General features: G+C 63.8%; 18 protein-coding genes. 16 read left to right on the forward strand and 2 right to left on the reverse strand.

Translation table 11 applies throughout. From position 1 onward, the window contains the following. Positions 1 to 61: 61 nt before the first annotated feature. Positions 62 to 565 (reverse strand): MarR family winged helix-turn-helix transcriptional regulator, encoded by a 504-nt coding sequence (locus KI612_RS02475; RefSeq protein ID WP_226442256.1) that lies wholly within the window; start codon positions 563 to 565, stop codon positions 62 to 64. A gap of 122 nt (positions 566 to 687) precedes the next feature. Here KI612_RS02475 and KI612_RS02480 point away from each other — a divergent pair, with 122 nt between their 5' ends. From KI612_RS02480 to KI612_RS02520, 9 genes are all read left to right on the forward strand, one after another. After that, entirely contained in the window at positions 688 to 1,908 is a 1,221-nt protein-coding gene (locus KI612_RS02480; RefSeq protein ID WP_226442257.1) for a cation:proton antiporter, read from the forward strand. After that, positions 1,901 to 2,680, forward strand: a complete 780-nt coding sequence (locus KI612_RS02485) for a gamma-glutamyl-gamma-aminobutyrate hydrolase family protein (protein WP_226442258.1) — start codon at positions 1,901 to 1,903, stop codon at positions 2,678 to 2,680. Before KI612_RS02480 ends, KI612_RS02485 begins: the two co-directional genes overlap by 8 nt. Before the next feature lie 31 nt (positions 2,681 to 2,711). Further along, the gene (locus KI612_RS02490; protein WP_226442259.1) at positions 2,712 to 3,992 is read left to right on the forward strand and encodes a cation:proton antiporter; all 1,281 of its coding nucleotides are present in this window, start codon (positions 2,712 to 2,714) and stop codon (positions 3,990 to 3,992) included. Further along, positions 3,989 to 5,122 carry a YbdK family carboxylate-amine ligase gene (locus KI612_RS02495; RefSeq protein WP_226442260.1) on the forward strand — a complete coding sequence of 378 codons (1,134 nt, stop codon included), beginning with the start codon at positions 3,989 to 3,991 and terminating at the stop codon, positions 5,120 to 5,122. The genes KI612_RS02490 and KI612_RS02495 overlap by 4 nt, the downstream gene beginning before the upstream one ends. Positions 5,123 to 5,138: 16 nt before the next feature. Next, on the forward strand, positions 5,139 to 6,380 hold the full coding sequence (locus KI612_RS02500) for a serine hydrolase family protein (protein WP_226442261.1): 1,242 nt from the start codon (positions 5,139 to 5,141) through the stop codon (positions 6,378 to 6,380). Positions 6,381 to 6,606: 226 nt separating this feature from the next. Next, on the forward strand, positions 6,607 to 7,152 hold the full coding sequence (locus tag KI612_RS02505; protein ID WP_226442262.1) for an NADPH-dependent FMN reductase: 546 nt from the start codon (positions 6,607 to 6,609) through the stop codon (positions 7,150 to 7,152). Between the two features lie 64 nt (positions 7,153 to 7,216). Then, positions 7,217 to 7,399: a hypothetical protein gene (locus tag KI612_RS02510; RefSeq protein WP_226442263.1), complete on the forward strand. Its 183-nt coding sequence runs from the start codon at positions 7,217 to 7,219 to the stop codon at positions 7,397 to 7,399. Positions 7,400 to 7,472: 73 nt separating this feature from the next. Beyond that, on the forward strand, positions 7,473 to 7,808 hold the full coding sequence (locus KI612_RS02515; protein WP_226442264.1) for a hypothetical protein: 336 nt from the start codon (positions 7,473 to 7,475) through the stop codon (positions 7,806 to 7,808). Positions 7,809 to 7,948: 140 nt separating this feature from the next. Beyond that, positions 7,949 to 8,224 carry a hypothetical protein gene (locus KI612_RS02520; RefSeq protein WP_226442265.1) on the forward strand — a complete coding sequence of 92 codons (276 nt, stop codon included), beginning with the start codon at positions 7,949 to 7,951 and terminating at the stop codon, positions 8,222 to 8,224. Positions 8,225 to 8,257: 33 nt separating this feature from the next. Here the strand turns inward: KI612_RS02520 and KI612_RS02525 are convergent, their stop codons facing one another. Further along, positions 8,258 to 8,707 (reverse strand): cupin domain-containing protein, encoded by a 450-nt coding sequence (locus KI612_RS02525; RefSeq protein ID WP_226442266.1) that lies wholly within the window; start codon positions 8,705 to 8,707, stop codon positions 8,258 to 8,260. A gap of 360 nt (positions 8,708 to 9,067) precedes the next feature. On the opposite strand from KI612_RS02525, the gene KI612_RS02530 reads away from it, so the two are divergent. The 7 genes from KI612_RS02530 (at position 9,068) to KI612_RS02560 (ending at position 16,945) form a co-directional block, all read left to right on the forward strand. Continuing rightward, positions 9,068 to 10,678, forward strand: coding sequence for an ABC transporter substrate-binding protein (locus KI612_RS02530; protein ID WP_226442267.1), 1,611 nt, complete (start codon positions 9,068 to 9,070; stop codon positions 10,676 to 10,678). Between the two features lie 63 nt (positions 10,679 to 10,741). Then, entirely contained in the window at positions 10,742 to 11,695 is a 954-nt protein-coding gene (locus tag KI612_RS02535) for an ABC transporter permease (protein ID WP_119492266.1), read from the forward strand. Positions 11,696 to 11,708: 13 nt separating this feature from the next. Further along, entirely contained in the window at positions 11,709 to 12,605 is an 897-nt protein-coding gene (locus KI612_RS02540) for an ABC transporter permease (RefSeq protein WP_226442268.1), read from the forward strand. Then, positions 12,602 to 13,666 (forward strand): ABC transporter ATP-binding protein, encoded by a 1,065-nt coding sequence (locus tag KI612_RS02545; protein ID WP_226442269.1) that lies wholly within the window; start codon positions 12,602 to 12,604, stop codon positions 13,664 to 13,666. Before KI612_RS02540 ends, KI612_RS02545 begins: the two co-directional genes overlap by 4 nt. After that, positions 13,663 to 14,643, forward strand: coding sequence for an ABC transporter ATP-binding protein (locus tag KI612_RS02550; RefSeq protein WP_226442270.1), 981 nt, complete (start codon positions 13,663 to 13,665; stop codon positions 14,641 to 14,643). Before KI612_RS02545 ends, KI612_RS02550 begins: the two co-directional genes overlap by 4 nt. Beyond that, positions 14,643 to 15,359, forward strand: a complete 717-nt coding sequence (locus tag KI612_RS02555) for a GntR family transcriptional regulator (protein WP_226442271.1) — start codon at positions 14,643 to 14,645, stop codon at positions 15,357 to 15,359. Before KI612_RS02550 ends, KI612_RS02555 begins: the two co-directional genes overlap by 1 nt. Beyond that, positions 15,356 to 16,945, forward strand: a complete 1,590-nt coding sequence (locus KI612_RS02560; RefSeq protein ID WP_226442272.1) for a gamma-glutamyltransferase family protein — start codon at positions 15,356 to 15,358, stop codon at positions 16,943 to 16,945. Before KI612_RS02555 ends, KI612_RS02560 begins: the two co-directional genes overlap by 4 nt. Positions 16,946 to 16,950: the final 5 nt, after the last annotated feature.

The following is a 16,950-nucleotide window of genomic DNA, read 5'->3' on the forward strand; positions in this document are numbered from 1 at the left end:
CATGACTGCGACAGGGCGATTAGCCGGCATCTCCGGGAAGGATTTGCCAGCGGCGTTTCGTTCATTTGTTCCGGTTGCCGGCTTTGCCGAGCATATCGGCCAGGGGCGTTGCGGCAAAAGTCTCGTCATGGCCGGGGAGGTGCTGAATCAATTCATCTAGATTGATATGCAATGTTTTAAGGGCGACTTCCGGGATGTTGGCGAGTGCCTGTGGCAGTACGCCTTCGGCCGGGCCGGGCAGGGCTGCGATCGCCAGCCGGCCGGCTTCGTCCAGGCAAAGGCCGACCCGCCGCTGGTCGGTGCTCAGGCGTTGCTTGCTCAGGTATTTCTTGTCTACCAGCCGGTCGACCAGTTGGCTGCAGGTCGACTGGTGAATGCCGAGGCGGCCCGCCAGTTCGGTGATTCCGATTTCCGGATGGCGCTCGACCTCCTGGATCAGCCACATCTGCGAGCCGGGCAGACCGCAGCATTCCTCCAGTTCGCGAAAGTACTGGCGCATGGTGCCGTAGATGACCCGGAACTGCTGCAAGACTTCCAGGGTCAGGTGGGGAGAAGGTTCGCTCATCGAATGAATGCTTGCGCTGGATTGAGGCGCAAATTATATTGCTAAGCAATTCAGTTTTGTGCTGAATTTATTACAATCCTTATCGATGAGGGTTTTGCAGGGGGCTTGCCCCCCTTTTTTTCATGTTCAATTCGATTCAGCTTTTCGGTCTGGTTTTGCTCGGCGGCCTGCTCGCCGGCGAACTTGCACGTCGATTGTGCGCCTTGCCGCGAACGACCGGTTATGTGTTGTTCGGTTTGCTGATCGGGCAAAGCGGTCTGCAATGGGTGACCCCGCTCCACATCGAGTCGGCGCAGTTGTTCATCGATCTGGCGCTGGGCCTGATCCTTTTCGAACTTGGCTACCTGGTGCCGCGCAGTTCGCCGCAGTCCGGGCGCCGGCGCTTGCTGGCCGGCAGCCTCCTGTCCTTGCTGGCCGGATTGCTGGTCCTGCTACTCTTTGTCAGTTGGGGATTTTCCGTCGGTTCGGCTCTGTTCGCCGCGGCGCTGTGTCTGGCAACGTCGCCGGCCATCACGATTGCCACCTGCAGTGATGTCGGGGCCCGCGGCGAGCGTACCGGCCTGCTTTACAGCATGGTGGCGATCAACGGCGCCGCAGCCTTTGCGCTCGTCGTCATGCTCGTTCCCTTCCTCATCGACAGCCAGCCGCTCAGCATTTTCCAGCGGGTCAGCGGGGCCCTGGGCAGCATCTTCGGTTCGCTGCTGCTGGGCGGCGCATGCGCCGGCCTCGTCCTGCTTGGGGTCGATAAACTGGAAAAGCAGGCAGAACATCATCATTTGCTGATCCTGGGCTGCATTGTGCTCGGCGTCGGGACAGCAATTTATCTCGATATTTCGGTATTTCTGCCCATGCTGGTATTCGGCTTGCTGGTCAGCAACATCGATCGCGAGCAAAAAGTCATCGCCCTGCGCATCGCCAGCGACGCCCGGGTTTTCCTGGTGATCACCTTCGTTCTTGCCGGCGCCGCACTTGATATCGCCTATTTGCGGGATTACTGGTTTCCGGCCCTGCTGATCGCGCTGGCCCGTTTCGCCGGGCAGCTGTTTTCGCTTCTGCTTTGTCGGCGCGAGCTTGGCCTGTCCCCGAAGGAGGTTGTCCTGATGACGGTCGGCCTGCAGCCGATGTCGAGTATCGCGCTGGTTTTGCTGGTCAATACGCAATTGCTTTACAGCGGCATGGAGGCCGAGTTGGTCGGCATGTTGATGGCGACCATCCTGTTGATGCAATTGTTCGGCCCTTTCGCCACCCAGACCGCAATCAAGGGGTTCGGCGAGGCAACGCGCCTGCGCGGCAGACAGCAATCTGTCGCCGAGGCACCAACCACAGGAGGCGGATATGGCTAGAAGTCCGTTGCGGATCGGTCTGTCCGCCCGAATATTTCATCCCCAGGCCGGGGCAACCGGTTTGCAGTCCAAGTCGCTGCAATATCTCGAACAATCGGTGGCGCACTGGGTCATGTCGCGCCAGGTCATGGTCTTGATGATTCCTGCGGTGAGCGGCGATGGCCTGGTGCATCGCAGCAGCATCCGTCTTTCCGATTATGCACATTATCTTGATGGCCTGGTCCTGCAGGGCGGTGCGGATATCAGTCCGCAATCCTACGGCGAGCAGGCCTTGCAGCCGGCATGGGCCGGCGACCGTCAGCGCGACGCCTACGAAATGGAGTTGCTGCACGAGTTCATGGAAGCCGGCAAGCCGGTGCTCGGTATCTGTCGCGGTGCGCAACTGATCAATGTCGCGCTGGGCGGAACCCTGTATCAGGATGTCGCGACCCAATACGAGGCACCTGTACTGCATCTCGATGCCAGCTATGACAAGTTCGCCCACGCGGTAAGCTGGGATGGCGCCTCCGGTCTGGCCCGGCTCTATCCCGAGCAGGGTGGTGGCAATGTTATTTCCATTCATCATCAGGGCATCAAGGCGCTCGGCAAGGGCTTGCGCTGCGAAGCGCAGAGCGCGGATGGCCTGATCGAAGCCGTTCGGCTTGAGGGGAAACCGTATGTGCTCGGCTTGCAATGGCATCCGGAGTTTCATCCGCCCGGCAGTGGCGAGTTGCTGGATTGCAATCCCATTCTGGACGAGTTCCTGACGGCAGCACGAGGCCGCCGATGGTGATACCTATGGTCGCCGAGCGGGAGTCAGCCTGATGATTGAACTGCTTGTTTCACCCTTGCGCTCCTTGTGGGAAAACCTGCTGGTGCGCCTCTTCTTCCTGCCGCCCTTTCCCGAAACTATCGATTCGCTGGCCCTCTTCAGCCTGCTGGTGGTGGTCGGCCTGCTCATCGGTGAATGGCTGCACGCCAGGTTCGCCTGGCCAAAGGTTATCGGCTATGTCCTGGCCGGCATGCTGTTTGGTCCTTCCCTGCTTGGCTGGATCAGCATCGAAGCCCTGGCGCAGGCCCGCCCGATCGCTGATGCCGCGCTCGGGTTGCTCATGATGGAGGTCGGCCGGCGTCTCGATCTGTCGTGGTTGAGCCGCAATGCCGAACTGTTGCGCAGTACCTCGAGCGACATCGGCCTGTCTTTCGTGCTGATCTTCCTCTTCGCTTTCTTCGTGGTCGGCCTGTCGCCGGCCTGGGCGGCGGCCACCGCGGCGGTGACGATGGCCTCGGCGCCGGCCGTCGTGCTGCTCAGTGTCGAGGAGGCCAAGGCTCAGGGGCAGGTCACCGAACGTATCATCCTGCATACGGCGCTTGGCTCGGCTGCATCCTTCGTCGCATTTGCCATCGTGCTCGGTGTCGTGCACGCCGAGCAGAATGACGACTGGCTGAGCGCATTGGCGCATCCGCTCTGGGTTGCGATTGGCGCCTTGTTGCTCGCAGCCGCCGGGGCCCGCCTTGCGCTCGCGATTGCACACCGGCTGCCCAAGCGTTCGCTGGCCCAGGTCTTCGTTCTCATGGCATCGGCGATGCTGACGGTCGGGGTGGCGCGCATGCTTGCCATACCGGTCTTTCTGACCCTGTTCCTGATGGGGGTCCTGCTGGCGTCGCGCGATCGGCGCCAGACCCTGCGCTATACCGAGTTGCCGGATGCCCACTGGTTGCTGGCTATCGTGCTTTTCGTCGTGATTGGCGCGTCTCTGCCCTGGTCCGACTTTTCCTGGCTGATCGGCGCCCAGGCAGTGGGCTTGCTGGTGGTGCGGGCGGTCGCGAAAATCGGCGCGCTGGCCTGGTCCGGTGGCAGCCTGGCCTTGCCCAAGCGTTTGCTGGTCGGGATCGGTATTCAACCCCTGTCGGCAACGGCCGTGTTCATGGCTTATGAAATTGCCAGTCTTTATCCGGAAGTCGGGCGCTCGGCGCTCAGTCTCCCCTTGTTTGCCGCGGCAATCATGGAACTGGCCGGGCCGGCCTTGTGCCGGCTGGCGCTGCAACGCTCCGGCGAGGGCGAGAACGAACGCCGGGCCGCCGGTGACGGAGGAATTGCATGAGTAAGCAAGCACTTGGCGAATTCTCGCGCAGCGCGTCGTTCAGCCTGGGGGTCGAACTCGAGTTGCAACTGGTCTCGCGGCGCGATTTCGATCTGACGCGAGGGGCGACCGACTTGCTGGACAGTCTTGATTACGATGGCCGTTACGGCGAAATCAAGCTGGAAATCACCGAGAGCATGATCGAAATCAGCACGCTGGCCCGTTCGACGGTAGACGAGATCGCGGCAGACCTTGGCGGCCTGCGCGATATCCTGATCCGGCAATGCGCCCGCAACAACATTGCGGTTTGCGGTGGTGGCACGCACCCTTTCCATCGCTGGCCGGAGCGGCGCATTTGCCCGGGGGAGCGCTTCGACGACGTGTATCGGCGTTACGGTTATCTGGCGAAGCAATTCACCGTTTTCGGCCAGCATGTCCATGTCGGTTGCAGTTCCGCCGACGATGCGATCTGGCTGACCCAGGCGCTCGGCGTCTATGTTCCCGTGTTCATTGCCCTCTCCGCCTCGTCGCCCTTTGTCGACGGGGTCGACAGCTTTTATCAGTCGGCCCGGCTCAATGCCGTTTCGGCATTTCCGCTCAGCGGTCAGTGTCCACCGCTGGCGGACTGGCAGCAATTCACCGAGCACTTTGCTTTCCTGCAGGCCTGCGGCATTGCCGAAGGGATCAAGGATCTGTACTGGGATGTGCGGCCCAAGCCGGAGTTCGGCACGGTCGAGATACGTGTCTGCGATACGCCCCTGAGCCTCGAGCAAGCCTGCGCGCTGACCGCTCTGGCCCAGTCGTTGGCGCGCTGGTTGCTGCGCGTGCGGCCACCTTTGCATACCGCGGCGGAGGCTCTGGTTGCCCGTTACAACAAGTTCCAGGCCTGTCGCTACGGTTTGCAGGCCATGATTTCCGATCCGGTTGCCCAGTGCCAATACCCGCTGCAGGAGCGTCTTGCCGTGCTCCTCGAAAACATCGGCGAAGATGCCCGGGCGCTTGGTTGCGAGCATTGGTTGCAAGGCCTTCGGGCGACATCCGGGGAAAACCCGGGCGATGCAGACTGGTTGCGGGCCCGTCAGGAAATGCACGGCAATTTGAACGATTTGGTGCGCGATGCCTGCGAACGGCTGCAGGGTAAAGCGAGTTAGCTCAGGAGAAGAAGCAATGATTCGCCGTCTGTCAGTCGTATCCATCCTGTTCGCGGTCAGCGGCATGTGTTCTGCGGCAGCGCCGGCCTGTCAGTTCGAACGTTTGCCGGTCGGCGCCCAGAAACTGGGGGCGTGGATCGACAAGAGCAACTGGCTGGCGCTCGAACACCAGCGCCTCACTTTGCAGTACGGCGAAGTATTCATGCCGGCCTGGCGTTTGCAGCCGCCGGACAAGGTCGTGCCGCCACCAGCCAGATTGCGGCCGATTGACGATTTCCCGGCGCTCGATCCGCTCGACGGTCGCCCCAACAAGCTGGCTTTCCTGCTCGACAGCCGCCTTTACGCCGACGGTCTGGTTGTCCTGAGTAACGGTCGCCTCGTTGCCGAGCGTTACCGCAACGGCCTGCAGCCCGAGAAGCCGCGCCTGCTGCTCGAAGCGACCCGGCCCTGGCTCAATTTGTTGGGGGCGATCAGCATGAGCACCGGCAAGCTGGCGGCCGACAAGGCAGTCAGCCGTTATCTGCCGGCCTTCAACGGGGCGGCGGGCTTGCGCAAACTGTCGGTGCAGCGCCTGCTCGAAAACGAGGAAGCGCATGCCTGGTCGGCGGAGGACCTGCGCAGTTGGTGGCAGGCAGCCGGTTGGGTCGGAGCCCAGCCGGCCGCCGTGCGCCCCTGGCTGATGCAAGCGGGGCGTTGGGACAAGCCGCTGGCCGAGCGGCAAGGCAATGATCCGGGCGCCGGTCCGGACGATGAGCTACTCGCCTGGTTGTTGGCCGAAAGCAATCGGCAGGCACTTTCCCGCCTGTTCTGCGAACAACTGATGGTGCGCAATCGGCCCGAGCATCCCGTGCTCTGGCTGAGCGATGCCGAAGGGGTGGAGTTGGCAGCCGGTCTGGCCATGTCCCTGCGCGATTTTGCCAAGCTGGGGCAGGAACTGATCGAGGCGCGGGGCAGCCGGGGTCGTATCCCGGCGTGGTTCATCGAAACCCTGACCGCCTCTTCAGGGCTGCGTTCGGGCGAGATCAAGGGGCTCGCCAAGGGCAGCGAAGCGCGCTACGGCTTCGTACACCTGGGCGGGACGGCGAACCGGGTGGCCTTGATCGGCAGTTACGGTAGCAGCCTCTATATCGATTTCGACCAGCGTTTGGTCGTTGCCATCTATGCCAGTTATCCCGGCGCAAATACGCCGAGTTTGCTGGCGACCCTGAGCGAAGTCTGGAAAACGCTCCGGCATGAAATTCCGAAACGAGCTCCCTGAGGCAGCGATTGCCGGGCCGCGTAGCGGTCGACGGCCAAAAAAAGGCTGTTTTCGTGCCGCTCAAGACATGTGTCATCGCATGCGGGATGTCTGTCCGTTTTTGGCGGACAAACAAGGAGCCGCGTTTCGTTTGCAGTAAGGTCGATCATGAGTGGTGAGCAGATATCCGGAACGAAAGCCGGATCTTCCCGTCCCAGTGCAGTGCAACGCTTACAAGGAGAAAACGATGGCGATCAAACTTCTCGGTCTGGCCGGCAGCCTGCGGCAAAAGTCCGCCAACAAGGGACTGCTCAGGGCCGCCCAGGCGGTTCTGCCGGCCGATGTCAGCATGGATCTTGCCGATCTGTCCGACGTGCCGTTCTATAACGCCGATCTCGGTGAAAAGCCGGCGGCCGTGGCGCGCGTGCTGGCGCAGATCGGCGCCGCCGATGCGCTGGTCCTCGCCTGTCCGGAGTACAACTACTCGCTGGCACCGGCGCTGAAGAACATTCTCGACTGGGCCTCGCGCGAACCCGACAACGCGCTGCTCGCCGGCAAGGCGGTGGCGATCATGGGCGCCGGCGGCGGCATGGGCACCTCGCGCGCCCAGTACCACCTCCGCCAGGTCTGCGTCTTCCTCGACCTGCATCCGCTCAACAAGCCGGAAGTCTTTGCCAATGCCTTTGCCGGCGCCTTCGACGCCGACGGCAACCTGACCGACGCCCGCCTGCAGCAATTACTCGCCGAGCAGATGCAGGCGCTGCTCAAATGGAGTGCAAAAATCCGTTCATGACTGACGCGGGCGTGCAATGCAGGTAAAGTTCACGCCCTGCTGACCAATATCACCAAGCCAGATCATGAAACTTGCCAAACGTCGTTACCGTTACCCCGCGCTGTCCATGTCGTCCGAAATCCAGTCCGTGCTCGACGCCGACATCGAAAGCCAGGGTTACAGCAATTACCCGCCGGCCATGGCCGCGTGGTCGGCCTGGCTGGCCCGCTCGATCGCCTTCGAGCGCAAGCAGGCGACCGGTCGCTGAAAGCGCCGGCAGGAAGCTGATTCCTGCCCGGCGCTTTGGCTTTTTCTCCCGCCCCTCACCGGAATCCCTCACCATGGAACAGACGCTCCCGGAAGATCACCCGGACATGCTCCGGATCGTGCAGGCCGCACACCGCGACCTGGCGCCCAAACCCGCGCAGGGCGAGGGCAAGTCGCTGGCCAGCGCGCTCGCCTCGGCCCTGGGCAAGACGCCGGGCTGCCCCGAGGATCTCGAGAACATCGAGTTCCTGGTCTATGTCCTGTCGGTCAATCGTGCTGCCGGCGAAATCGACGACGAAGCCTTCGAACGCCTGTTGCAGCGGATTGAAACCTGCGCCGGCCGGGCTGAACTGGCGGCCAGGTTCGCCGACGAGCTGGAAGCCGAACACGGCTACGAAGACGAGACCTGAGCGCGAGGCCTGAACGCGAGACCTGAGCGGATGTCATCGATGGTGACAGTGTCGTTACACGTCGCTACACGATAGACGTCAGCGCAAATGTGGAGATGATCGTTAAGCAGACATAGCAACCAACCATCTGCGAAGAGATCATGATCCACAACCCGAACATCGAATCCACCCGCTTCATTGAATCACTCAAAGGCGCTGGCGTCGCGATCAGCAAGGAACACGAAGTGATCGAACGTCTGGAAGAAGCGCGGGAATGGCACTACGCGTTCAACACGCTGGTGCAGCAGGGCCAGCGCATCGGCATCAGCTTCATCGCCAGGCCGGGCGTGCAGTCTGCCGAAATTCAACGCCTGTTCGCGCAGTTCCGCTTTCCGGAACAGGCCGAATCGACCTTCGAGGCTCACCTGCTGCACTGAGTTGCCCAACGCGGACGGGCTCCAGCCCGCCCGCTATTGAGCGTTGTCTGGACGGAGCGGTGGCTCCGTTTTTTCCAGGACAACGTTTTCCGTGCCGTCCGCACCCATATGCACGGAAAGAATGCGCACCACGTCGCTGCCCAGGTTCAGGCCCCGGTGCGCGGCATGCATCGCTTCCATCAAGGCATCGCCCTGGCGATACACGCGCTTGCCGTAACTGCCGTAATCGACGGTTAATTCGCCGGCCAGGATGTAGGCGAACATCGGCGCCGGATGCCGGTGAACGATGGTTTCCGCACCTGGCGCGATGGTCACGATATTGGCCTTGATCCGGGCCGGACCGGTGGTCGGATAACTGATCGTCTCGCCGATCACACTGCTTTGCGTATTGAGCAACTCGCGGCTGGGATACGCCTGCGCCCAGCCGGTGAGCGGGGTGGCCAGGGCGAGGCCGAGCATGACGGCAAGCAAGGGGGATTTCATACACGACTCCATGTGTTCTGACGTGGCGAGCGGCGGTGGCGGCGGGCCGGGAATGCTTCGGATGTTATACCTGCCCGCGTTTTTGCGGGCACGCTCTGCCCGTTTTGAATGATCGCCGGCGTCTGTTGTCGCGCCCCATACTGGTCATTTTCTGCAGCGGGATGCCCCGCTTGAGTGCATTTTGCATGCAATCCCGCAGGGCCTTTTCCTGGCAGGCTCCTTCTTCCCGATTTGGCTGCAAAGAACAATCCATCAAATTTTTTATACCGAACAGTTCGTTAGGAAATACATTCCGAAAACCGCTTGAATTGGCACATTGCATGCAATCTCTCCAGTGCTTTCACCACTCTGGAGATCTACATGAACCCCCAATTCACCAAGCTTTCACGCTGGCTGGCGGCGCTTCCCCTGGCGCTCACCCTGCATAGCGGTTTGCATGCAGAAACCGTCGCCCGCTACGGCATTTCCATGGCCGACATCCCGCTGACCACCGGTCAGCCGGATCGCGGCGCCGGCGCCTACCAGTTCACCGGCCACACCCTGTACGACCCGCTGGTCGCCTGGGAGGCCAACGTCGGCAATCGTCCGGGCAAGCTGGTGCCGGGCCTGGCCAGCGAGTGGAAGGTCGATGCCAAGGACAACAAGAAGTGGGTCTTCACGCTGCGCAAGGGCGTCAAGTTCCACGACGGTTCCGAGTTCAATGCCGACGCCGTGGTCTGGAACCTCGACAAGGTGCTGGCCGACAAGTCGCCGCAGTTCGATGCCAAGCAGAGCGCCCAGGTGCGCCCGCGCATTCCGTCGATCGCCTCCTATCGCAAGGTCGGTGACTACTCGGTCGAAATCACGACCAAGGATATCGACGCGCTGTTCCCCTACCAGTTGCCGTGGTTCCTGATTTCCAGCCCGACGCAGTGGGAAAAGATGGGCAAGGACTGGAACAAGGTCGCCAGCAAGCCGTCCGGCACCGGTCCCTTCAAGCTCGACAAGCTGGTGCCGCGCGAGCGGGCCGACCTGGTCAAGAACACCGCCTACTGGGACAAGGCGCGCATGGCCAAGACGGATCGCATCGTGCTGGTGCCGATTCCCGACGCGATGACCCGTGCCAATGCACTGCTCAACGGCCAGGTCGATATCATCGAAACGCCGCCGCCCGATGTGCTGCCGCAATTGAAGGGTGCCGGCTTCAAGCTGGTGCAGAACGTTACGCCGCATGTCTGGCCGTATCACTTCTCGACCCAGCCCGGCTCGCCATGGACCGACATCCGGGTGCGCAAGGCCGCCAACCTGGCGATCGACCGTAGCGCCGTGGTCAGCCTGATGAGCGGGCTGGCAACGCCGGCCAAGGGGCAGCTTGACCAGACCAGCCCGTGGTTCGGCAAGCCGGCCTTCAAGATCGGCTACGACCTGCCCGCCGCGCGTGCCCTGATGGCCCAGGCCGGTTACAGCCAGGCCAAGCCGCTCAAGGCCAAGGTCATCATCGCCCAGGGCGGTACCGGCCAGATGCTGTCCTTGCCGATGAACGAGTTCATCCAGCAGAGCCTGGCTGAAATCGGCATCCAGGTGACTTTCGAAGTGGTCGAGCTGGAGAACCTCTACCTGCACTGGCGTAGCGGAGCCAAGGCCGACATGAACGCCGGCAAGGGCATCTCCGCGATCAACCTCGGTTACGTTACCGCCGACCCGTTCTACGCACTGACCCGCTTTGCCGACAGCCGTTACGTCGCACCGAACGGCGTGAACTGGGGTGGCTACAACAACCCGAAGGTCGATGCCGCGATCGACCAGATTCGTACCACCTTCGATACCAAAAAGCAGGACGGGCTGCTCTCCTTCGTGCATCAATCCATGGTCGACGACGCACTGATGCTGTGGGTGGTGCATGACGTCAATCCGCACGCCATCTCGCCCAAGGTCAAGGAATTCATCCAGGCCCAGCACTGGTTCCAGGACTTGACCACCATCCGCATGTGATCCACCGGGCCGGGGTTCGCCCCGGCCATTCACCGGCCCCGGCCGGATTGAAGAAAGCGCCTCATGTTTGCCTACATCATCAAGCGTCTGATTTACGCCATCCCCATCGCGCTGAGCGTGACGGTGGTTTCCTTCGTGCTGGTCTACCTGGCACCGGGCGATCCGCTCAACGCCATCGCCCCGGCCGATGCGCCGGAAGAAGTCATCGTCGCCCTGAAGAGCGCCTACGGCCTCGACAAGCCGGTGCCGGTGCAATACGGCCTGTGGCTGCTGCGCGCCGTACAGGGCGATCTCGGTACCTCGATCGCCTCCGGTCGCGCCGTCACCGCCGAAGTGCTGAGCGCCGTCAGCAACACGCTGCTGCTCGCCGGCATGGCCGCGCTGGGCGGCGTGCTGATCGGCTGCATCCTCGGCGCCCTGGCCGGCTACCGCCACGGCACCTGGATCGACCGCGTCGCCACCGTGATTTCGGTGATCGGCGTCAGCATTCCCCACTACTGGCTGGGCCTCGTGCTCACCATCGTCTTCTCCATCTGGCTGCCCTGGTTTCCCGCCATGGGCGCCGGCCCCGGCGGTTCCTCGGAATGGCTGTGGGATGTCGAGCACCTGCGCCACCTGGTGCTGCCGGCGCTCACCCTGTCGGTGATCCCGATGGGCATCATCACCCGCACCGTGCGCGCCCTCGTTGCCGACATGCTGGAACAGGAATTCGTCACTGCGCTGCGCGCCCGCGGCCTGTCCGGCGTCGCCGTCTTCCGTCACATCGCCAAGAACACGGCGCCGACCGTGCTCGCCGTCGCCGGCCTGCAGATCGGCTACCTGATGGGCGGCTCGATCCTGGTCGAAACCGTCTTCGCCTGGCCGGGCACCGGTTTCCTGCTCAATACCGCGATCTTCCAGCGCGACATCCCCCTGCTGCAGGGAACCATCCTCGTGCTCTGCATGTTCTTCGTCGTCCTCAACCTGCTGGTGGACATCCTGCAACCGCTGATCGACCCGCGCATGGGCCGCGGCTAAACGGAGACTATCGATGTCTGCTTCTCTCGAACTTTCCCTGCCGGCCGCCGCCGTAGCCGCTCCGGCGCCGAGCCGCAGCTACTGGCTGGTCGTCTGGCGCCAGCTGCGGCACGATCCGATGGCGCTGGCCGCCGGCCTGGTCCTGCTGATCATCATCGGCGCCGCCGTCTTCGCGCCCTGGCTGGCGCCGGCCGATCCCTTCAAGGCGAGCATGATCAAGCGCCTGCTGCCGATCGGCAGCCCCGGCTTCCTGCTCGGTACCGACGAACTCGGCCGCGACATGCTGACACGGCTCATGTACGGCGGCCGCCTGTCGCTGCTCATGGGCGTCGTGCCGGTACTCGCCGCCTTCGGCATCGGCACCGCGATCGGCCTGTTTGCCGGCTACGTCGGCGGCAAGGTCAACATGGTCATCATGCGCGTCCTCGACGTGTTCTACGCCTTCCCCTCGGTGCTGCTCGCCGTGGCGATTTCCGGCGCGCTCGGGCCGGGCATGAGCAACAGCCTGCTGGCGCTGACCCTGGTCTTCGTGCCGCAGGTGGTGCGGGTCGCCGAAAGTGTCACCACCCAGGTGCGCCAGCTCGACTACATCGAGGCGGCGCGGATGAGCGGTGCCGGCGCCTTTTCGATCATTCGCGTGCATGTGCTGGGCAACGTGCTCGGCCCGGTCTTCGTCTATGCGACCGGCCTGCTCAGCGTCAGCATGATTCTCGCCTCCGGCCTCTCCTTCCTTGGTCTCGGCGTCAAGCCGCCGGAGCCGGAATGGGGCCTGATGCTCAACACGCTGCGTTCGGCAATCTACGTCAATCCCTGGATCGCGGCGCTGCCCGGTGCCCTGATCTTCGTCACTTCAATCGCATTCAATCTGCTCGCAGACAGCGTGCGCTCGGCCATGGACATCCGTCGATGAATACCTCCTCCTACTCCCAGGCCCCGGTTCAGGACCGGGGCGGTCCGGCCCAGCCGCTGCTGGTCGTGCGCAATCTCAGGAAATACTTCGCCGTACGCGGTCAACCGCTGGAAAAGAGCAAAAAGTTCGTCCATGCCGTCGATGGCGTCAGCTTCTCGGTGCCCAAGGGCAAGACGCTGGGCATCGTCGGCGAATCGGGCTGCGGCAAATCGACCACCGCCCGCCTGATCGCCCGGCTGATGGCGGCCGATTCGGGCAACATGGTGTTCGACGGCGAAGGCGTCGATGAATTCGGCGGCATCCGTTTGAAGGAATTCCGGCGCAGCCTGCAGATGGTTTTCCAGGACTCCTTCGCTTCGCTCAACCCGCGCCTGACCATTGCCGAAACCATCGCCTACGGCCCGCGCGTGCACGGCATGCCGGCCGCCGAGGCGATGCGCCAGGCGCACGCACTGCTGGCGCGCGTCGGCCTGGAACCGGCGCAGTTCGCCAGCCGTTATCCGCACGAGTTGTCCGGCGGCCAGCGCCAGCGCGTCAATATCGCCCGCGCCCTGGCCTTCGATCCGCGCCTGGTCATTCTCGACGAGGCCGTCGCGGCACTCGACAAGTCGGTGCAGGCGCAGGTGCTCAACCTGCTGCAGGAACTCAAGGCCGAGCGTCAGCTGACCTACCTGTTCATCTCGCACGACCTGCACGTGGTGCATTACATCTCCGACTACGTGATGGTGATGTACCTCGGTCAGGTCGTCGAAACCGGCCCGGTTGAGCGCATCTACGGCCAGGCGGCGCATCCCTACACGCGGGCGCTGCTCTCCGCCGTGCCCTCGATGGACCCGGACAACCGGACGCAGGCTTCGCCGCTGGCTGGCGATCCGCCCAACCCGATCAATCCGCCGAGCGGCTGCCGCTTCCACGATCGCTGTCCGCATGCGCATCCGGTCTGCGCCGCCAAGGCGCCGCTGCTGATCGGCCTGCCCGGCGACCCGGCGCATCAGGCCGCCTGCCATCTCAACGACCCGAGTTCGGGTCATCCCGCTGCCCTTACGGAGGTTCAGCCATGACTACCCCCCTGGTTTCCCTGCAGGATCTGTCGGTGCAATTTTGTGGCAGCCGTACCGCCAGCGCGCTGAACGAGGTCAACATCGAACTCGGCGCCGGCGAAGTGCTCGGTCTGCTCGGCGAATCCGGCTCCGGCAAGAGCGTCACGCTGCGCACCCTGCTGCGCCTGCACCCGGAACGGACGACGAAAATCCTGGGCAAGATGCTGGTCGACGGCCAGGATGTGCTCGCCCTCAAGGGCCGGGCGCTCGATCTGTATCGCGGTGGCACGGTTTCCATGGTCTTCCAGGAACCCGGCCTGGCTTTCGATCCGGTCTACACCATCGGCCAGCAGATTACCGAGGCCATTCGCGCCCATGCCGCGGTCGATGAACAGGCGGCACGCGCCCAGGCCCTGCAGATGCTCGAACGGGTGCAGATTCCGCAGGCAAAACGGCGTTTCGACGCCTATCCGCACGAACTGTCCGGCGGCATGCGCCAGCGCGCGATGATCGCGCTGGCCTTGGCCTGCCAGCCCAAACTGCTGCTCGCCGACGAGCCGACCACGGCGCTCGACGCCACGGTGCAGATCCAGATCCTGCTGCTGTTGCGCGAACTGCAACGCGAAACCGGCATGTCGGTGATTTTCGTGACGCACGACATCGCCGCCGCCGTCGAAGTCGCCGATCGCATCGCCGTCATGTACGCCGGCCGCATCGTCGAACAGGGGCCGGTCAGCCAGATCGTCCGCGCGCCGCGGCATCCCTATACGGCCGGCCTGCTGGCCGCGACGGTCGGCACCGAGAACCGCGGGCAGCCGCTCCTGGCGGTGCCCGGTGCGCCGCCCAATCTGGCCGCATTGCCGCCCGGCTGCAGTTTCGCGCCGCGCTGCGTGCACGCCAGCGAACAATGCCGGCGCGAAGTGCCGCCCCTGCAATCGGTTGGCACGCAGGCGCTGGCTTGCTGGCATCCGCTCATGCCGTTGGCGGAGGCTGCCTGATGAGCGTCCTTTCCTTTGAAGATGGCCGCGGCCGGGGCGGTCTGGCCGATGATGTCTGCCGCCGTATCGCCGATGAAATCGTTCTCGGCAACCTGGCACCCGGTTCGCGTCTCGACGAAGTCAGCCTGGCCGCCCGTTTCAACGTCTCGCGGACGCCGGTGCGCGAAGCGCTCAAGCAACTCGCCATCATGGGCCTGGTCGATACCCGGCCGAACCGCGGTTCGGTCGTTGCCGAACTGACCGTCGACCAGCTCGACCAGATGTTCGAAGCGATCGGCGAGCTGGAGGCCGCTTGCGCCCGGCATGCCGCGCTGCGCATGACCGAGGAGGACCGCAGCCGCATGCGCGAACTGCATGCGGAGGGCAGGGCGGCGATGCAGGCTGGCGATATCGATCGCTACGATGCGGCCAACCTGGAGCTGCACGCGACCATCATCCGCGGTTGCTACAACCCGGTACTGATCGAACTGGCAACCAGCCTGCGCCACCGCGTCTCGCCCTTCCGCCGGACGCAGTTCCGCAATCTCGAGCGGATGGGCGAATCCTTCGAAGAGCATTCGGTGATCGTCGAAGCCATCCTTGCCCACGATGTCATCACCACTTACCGGGAGATGCGTTCGCATCTGCTCTCGGCACGCAGCGCCACCAATCGTGTTGCGCCGGCCTGGGGTCTCCCGTCCACCAGCAAACAAAACTTGAAGGGCGAATCGGCATGAAACCCATCCTCGCAACCCGTGGCGCCGTTGTCGCCTCGCATTCCCTCGCGGCCCAGGCCGGCCTCGACATCCTGCGCGACGGCGGCAACGCCATCGAGGCGACCATCGCCGTCGCCGCCACGCTGGCAGTGGTCTATCCCCACATGACCGGCATCGGCGGCGACGGCTTCTGGCTGATGCATGCGCCGGGCCAGCCGATGCGCTCGATCGATGCCTGTGGCGCGGCCGGTGCCGGCGTTACACGCGAACTTTACTGCAGCTTGACGAGCATTCCCTGGCGCGGCCCGCTGGCTGCCAATACGGTGGCCGGTACGCTCTCCGGCTGGGGGGCGGCCTACGAATTCAGCCGCCGCGAATGGGGCGGTCGACTGCCTTTCGCCCGCCTGCTCGAAAGCGCCATCCACTATGCGCGGGAAGGCTTCCCTGTCACTCACAGCCAGGAAGAAAACACCCGCAACAAATTGGCGGAACTGCAGGCCCAGCCCGGCTTTGCTGACGCATTCCTGGCCGATGGCAAGGTCCCGGCCTATGGTCAGCGGCATCGTTTCCCGGCTCTCGCGGCGACGCTCGAACAACTGGCGCGAGCCGGTGCCGACGATTTCTATCGCGGCGAACTGGCGCAGCAGATCGGCGCCGACCTGGCCGCCGTCGGCAGTCCGATTACCGCAGCCGATCTCGCCCGCCACCAGGCCGAAATCAAGGCGCCGCTCGAGGTGCAGTTGTCCTGCGGCAAGGTCTACAACATGGCGCCGCCAACCCAGGGCCTGGCGTCGCTGCTCATCCTCGGCATCTACGACCGCATTCGCCAGGCCGGCTGGAGCCCGGACAATGTCGAAGGCATCCATGCGCTGGTCGAAGCCACCAAGCAGGCCTTCATCGTGCGCGACAAGTACGTCACCGATCCGGCGGCGATGCAGATCGATCCATCCGGCCTGCTCGGCGACTCGACCCTGGATGCGCTGGCTGCCGCCGTGCCGCTCGGCAAGGCCAGTCCGTGGCCGGCGCCGAACTCGGACGGCGATACCACCTGGATGGGCGTCGTCGATGCCGAAGGCCGTGCGGTGAGCATGATCCAGAGCATCTACTTCGAATTCGGCAGCGGCGTTGTCCTGCCGCAGACCGGCATCTGGTGGCAGAACCGCGGCTGCTCCTTCGACCTGCGGCCGAACCAGTTGCGCAGCCTGGCGCCGGGGCGCAAACCCTTCCACACGCTGAACCCCGCGATGGCGCGCCTCGACGACGGTCGCCTGCTGGTGTACGGCACGATGGGCGGCGAAGGCCAGCCGCAGACGCAGGCGGCCGTCTTCTCGCGTTACGTCTGGGGCGGCCACAATGTCCGTTCGGCGGTTGCCGCGCCGCGCTGGTTGCTGGGCCGGACCTGGGCGGAGCAGAGTACGAGCTTGAAGCTGGAGTCGCGCTATGCGCCGGAAATCATCGACAAATTGCGCGCGCTGGGCCACCCGGTCGAAGTGGCGGGCGATTTCGACGAGCGCATGGGGCACGCGGGGGCGCTTGTCCTGCATCCGGACGGCTGGATCGAGGGCGGCGAAGATCCGCGCAGCGACGGCTGCGTCGCGGCCTGGTAGGCTGC

Source organism: Quatrionicoccus australiensis (assembly GCF_020510525.1).
Lineage (GTDB): Bacteria > Pseudomonadota > Gammaproteobacteria > Burkholderiales > Rhodocyclaceae > Azonexus > Azonexus australiensis_B.

Coding starts and splice junctions, on each gene's coding strand:
- KI612_RS02490 (WP_226442259.1), top strand. CDS start 2,712: ATGATTGAACTGCTTGTTTCACCCTTGCGCTCCTTGTGGGAAAACCTG.
- KI612_RS02530 (WP_226442267.1), top strand. CDS start 9,068: ATGAACCCCCAATTCACCAAGCTTTCACGCTGGCTGGCGGCGCTTCCC.
- KI612_RS02520 (WP_226442265.1), top strand. CDS start 7,949: ATGATCCACAACCCGAACATCGAATCCACCCGCTTCATTGAATCACTC.
- KI612_RS02560 (WP_226442272.1), top strand. CDS start 15,356: ATGAAACCCATCCTCGCAACCCGTGGCGCCGTTGTCGCCTCGCATTCC.
- KI612_RS02525 (WP_226442266.1), bottom strand. CDS start 8,707: ATGAAATCCCCCTTGCTTGCCGTCATGCTCGGCCTCGCCCTGGCCACC.
- KI612_RS02515 (WP_226442264.1), top strand. CDS start 7,473: ATGGAACAGACGCTCCCGGAAGATCACCCGGACATGCTCCGGATCGTG.
- KI612_RS02510 (WP_226442263.1), top strand. CDS start 7,217: ATGAAACTTGCCAAACGTCGTTACCGTTACCCCGCGCTGTCCATGTCG.
- KI612_RS02545 (WP_226442269.1), top strand. CDS start 12,602: ATGAATACCTCCTCCTACTCCCAGGCCCCGGTTCAGGACCGGGGCGGT.
- KI612_RS02505 (WP_226442262.1), top strand. CDS start 6,607: ATGGCGATCAAACTTCTCGGTCTGGCCGGCAGCCTGCGGCAAAAGTCC.
- KI612_RS02550 (WP_226442270.1), top strand. CDS start 13,663: ATGACTACCCCCCTGGTTTCCCTGCAGGATCTGTCGGTGCAATTTTGT.
- KI612_RS02485 (WP_226442258.1), top strand. CDS start 1,901: ATGGCTAGAAGTCCGTTGCGGATCGGTCTGTCCGCCCGAATATTTCAT.
- KI612_RS02535 (WP_119492266.1), top strand. CDS start 10,742: ATGTTTGCCTACATCATCAAGCGTCTGATTTACGCCATCCCCATCGCG.
- KI612_RS02495 (WP_226442260.1), top strand. CDS start 3,989: ATGAGTAAGCAAGCACTTGGCGAATTCTCGCGCAGCGCGTCGTTCAGC.
- KI612_RS02480 (WP_226442257.1), top strand. CDS start 688: ATGTTCAATTCGATTCAGCTTTTCGGTCTGGTTTTGCTCGGCGGCCTG.
- KI612_RS02475 (WP_226442256.1), bottom strand. CDS start 565: ATGAGCGAACCTTCTCCCCACCTGACCCTGGAAGTCTTGCAGCAGTTC.
- KI612_RS02500 (WP_226442261.1), top strand. CDS start 5,139: ATGATTCGCCGTCTGTCAGTCGTATCCATCCTGTTCGCGGTCAGCGGC.
- KI612_RS02540 (WP_226442268.1), top strand. CDS start 11,709: ATGTCTGCTTCTCTCGAACTTTCCCTGCCGGCCGCCGCCGTAGCCGCT.
- KI612_RS02555 (WP_226442271.1), top strand. CDS start 14,643: ATGAGCGTCCTTTCCTTTGAAGATGGCCGCGGCCGGGGCGGTCTGGCC.